This is a genomic window from Clostridium tarantellae (assembly GCF_009295725.1).
Taxonomy (GTDB): Bacteria; Bacillota; Clostridia; order Clostridiales; family Clostridiaceae; genus Sarcina; species Sarcina tarantellae.
On the sequence record NZ_WHJC01000286.1, the window covers coordinates 1 to 4,260 of the forward strand.

At 24.2% G+C, this 4,260-nt stretch carries 1 protein-coding gene; it reads left to right on the top strand.

Annotated features, from left to right (window positions below; translation table 11 throughout):
- Positions 1-18 precede the first annotated feature (18 nt).
- On the top strand, positions 19-4,260 hold a 4,242-nt coding region (locus GBZ86_RS13235; protein ID WP_152891385.1), incomplete at its 3' end, for a DUF3794 domain-containing protein.

Consider the following 4,260-nt stretch of genomic DNA (forward strand, 5'->3'; position numbering starts at 1 on the left):
GCTATAAGGAGGGTGAAAATGTATTGTAATTGTTCAAATAAAAATAATTATGAAGTTGTATCCTTATGTGATATAAAAAAATTTACTAATAAAAATGGTCCTTTTAATAATAAGCCTTGGACTCAAATTTCCCTAGCAGATGTTTTAATGCTAGATTGTAACAAATATTTTATTGAAAAAATTGAGAAAATTTATATTAATACTTCTATAACTAGTACTAAAATTATAGAAACTCCTAAAAGTCTTATACCTAATGCAGAAGGTATGATTTTAACTGGCAAAAAAATTTTAATTGATGGATTTATTTGTTCTAAAATTATTTACACAGCTTTAATAAAAGAACAAGCTGTTTTTACTGCTAATTTTACTGTTCCTTTTTGTACTTATATTATTATTGAACCAAATGCGGACCCTTTTAATGATAATTATTGCATAAAAACCTGCATTGAAGATGTATTTTTATCTCTTATGGATTGTAAAACTGTTTTTCAAAATGTAAACTTGTTCCTATTAGCTGAAAGAACATCTATAACTTGTGCAACACCTCAAGTACCAAAGGAAAACTGCACTATTACAAATATGCCTATAAATGCTCCTAATGTGGATGAAGGAGCTGATCCATTTAATACACAGCCTTCAAATCAGTTTATAAAACTTCAAAACGATATAATATTAAATGATATTAATAACATTCCTGTAATAATTATGACATTTTATACTACAAATAATGAGGTGATAGTTAATTCTACAGGAAGAGTAACAGACCCAAAAGGAGGAGAAAATTATTTTAAATTTACTTTATATGATTCTGATGGAATAACAGAAAAAATTTCTTATACCATTAGTGGAAATTCTACTGGTGTACCTATTTCAAATACAAAATTTAAGTATAATGATATTATAAAATTACAATATGAAGCAAGAGATAGAATTAAAATAACTAATTTTCCCAATTCAAACACACCAATGTATACGCCAAAAGAATTAGAAGACACTTTCATTATTACAGAAAATGGTTTAATGCCTTATTCTTTATCAATTACTCCTTCCCCTTTAACATTGCCACAAAACTTAGCTCCTTATGATCCGTCATCCCCTATGCTTACTACTGTTTTTATTTTTAAATCCCTTGATGAAGATAAAGAAATGGCTAGGATTGAATTTAACAAAATTACTAAAAGATTAGTTGTTAAATCAACAAATGTATTCTATAATGGTGAGCCTTTTAGTGAGGCCTTCACTTTTAACTTAAAAAATGGAGTAATTTCTAAAGCTTCTTCTTATATATCTAGTGATAATAATGCAAATTATTTTAAAACCCTATTAAATAATAAAAAATTTGATTATGAAGATACTATAGATTTAAACTATTTAGATAATACTAAAGTAATTTTAGCTAACTATCCTAATATAGGTGATATTTATACTATGCCAACAGGTACTCGTACTGAAAGATTTACTATAACTGAAAAAGGAGTTCATCCAGTCTTTACACCAAATAAAATCACTGTTAAATCTAGTACTAATGAAGAAGTACTTTCCATTCAATTTACTGAGCTTACTGAAAAAATTATTGTTTCTTCAACGGGTATTATAGCAGACCCTTCCTCTACAGAAGTTTATTTAACTTTTATCTTAAAAGATGAAAATGAAAAGAACATATTAATAGCTAATTTAAACTCTAATGAAAGTGGAAATGCTTTTAAAGAAACTTTAAATGGTCAAAGAGTTAAATATGGACTTAATAATTTAACTCTCATTTATAAAGATAAAAATAAGATAGAAATCTCTAATTATCCAAATAAAGAAAGTTTATATATTCCAAAATTTCATGCTGATATTTTTAAAATTTTAATTACAGGATTAGAGAGCCTATTATTTTCTAGCAAAATTAGAATTACTAATGATGATAATAAGGACATAACCACCTTATATTTTATTAAACCAATTAGTAAATCTACTGTTCACATACTTACTACTTCCACAGAGGATATATGTACAAATGAATTACCTATTGGAGATAAATATGTACAGTATTTACAGTATTCCTTAGATGCTGTAAATTTATATACTGAAATATTAGGAAAAGAAAATGCTAAAAATTTTGCCAATAGTTTAAATAATAAACAATTACAAACACCACCATTTTTTAATGTATTTAGAATATCAAATAGACTTGCTCATAGAGTAATAATAAATGATTATAATGGTAAAAAAGAATATAAAATTGGAGAAGAACCAGAATTTTTTAAAGTAAACTCTAATGAATTAGTACCTCATAATCTGCAATATAATAAAATAAAATTAAAAAATAAAGATGACTCCACTGTTTTAATTATTTACTTTGATAAAATACAGCCAAATATTATTTATTTACAAACTTATTCCACAGGAGTTATAAATAATACTGCTAGATTCTTCTATTTTAAAATACTTGATTCATCACAAGAAAATATAAAATTTGAAGGAAGAATAAATAGAAATGAAACTGGTGATTTTATAAATATTAATCCGCCTTATAATATTTCAAATGATATTGAATTTGGAGATGTTTTAGAACTTGGTTGTTCTAATAAATCTTTAGTTGAAATATTCCCTCTGCCAAACTTTGGTGAAAAATATAATATTAGAGATAATGTAGAAAAATTTGAAATTACACAAAAAGGATTAATATCAATTCCATATCTTCCTAATAATTTTATTTTTAATTCATTTAATAGTAATAAAGAAATAGCCAAAATATATTTTGATGAAAAGAATTTAAAATTACTTGTTACTTCTACAGGTACTTCTTATGATGGACCAAGTAATGATGTAGCTTTTCAATTTCAATTAATGAATTATGATGGTTCAATAATTAAAGCATCTTCCTATTTGTTAGGAAAAGAAAATGGAGATAAATTTAGAAATAAATTAAATGGTAAGTCTTTTAGCTATAATGATTTAATAGTTATAAACTTCTTAAATTCGAATAAAGTACTTTTGGAGAATTATCCCTATAAACGAGTTTCATATGGTATGCAAACTTTAAATTCAAGAAGTTTTAAAATAACTGCATCTAAAATAATACCATATATATTGCCTAATGAAATATTATTAAATAATAGTAACAATAACTTAGTTATGTATATGCAATTTGATATTTTAGCTAAAAAAATTGTAGTATATAATATAGGTACTAAAACTAACATAGCTGGCTCAGAAAAATATTTTGTAATGTCTTTATATGAAACTGATGGAAAAACTTTAATTAAAACATCTTTAATTTCTGGAAATGATGATGGTAATAACTTTGTTAACGATTTTAATAATACAGATTTTCAATTTGGATATATAATAACTTTACAATATGAAGAAGAAGATAAAGTTAAAATCACTAACTTCCCAAATTCAAATACTAAACTTTATACTCCATATAAATCTACACAAAGTTTTAAAATTACTGAAGATGGTCTCACCCTTACATCAATAGACTCACAAGAAATAATTTTTGAAAATATAGTTTCAATAAAGTTTGATTCTAATAATAAAAAATTTATTACTACCTCTACTGGAAGCTTACCTAATGCTAACTTAAAAAACACTTTGTATTATTTATTTAAACTAAGAGATTCTTATAAAAATATAAAATCATCTACTTATATTAAAGCTGATGAGAATGCTAATTTCTTTAAATATAATTTAAATAATACATCTTTTAATTTTGGTGATATTATAGAGCTAGGCTGTTTAGAAAATAAAAAAATAGAATTTAAAAATTTCCCTAATGATGGAGAAAGTTCTTTTATTGATAAAAGATTTTTTAATAAAGATACCTATGAAGGATTTTTTGAAATAACTGAAAAAGGATTAAAAACTTATAATCCTTTAATAATGTTGCCAACTCCAACCCTTCCAAATACTATAAAAATTAATACAGTAACTGGTTTAGATTTAATTTATTTAACCTTTAATACTTTAGATAAGGTAATTGAAACCTATTCTTTTGGTAAATTTGCTGATGCTTCTAGTAAATATGATTATGTTACATTTAAACTATTCCATTTAAGTAGTGAATTAATTATTACTAGTACATTAGCATCAAATGATTTGCCAAACTCTATAAACACTAATGTTAATCTTGTTAAATTTGATTACGAATATTATATAGATTTAACTTATGATATTAGAGCAAAGGGGAATATTGTAATTACTAATTTACATGGAAAAGATCATATTCCATATCATTCTAAAGAAAGATATAAAATATATCCTTTATCC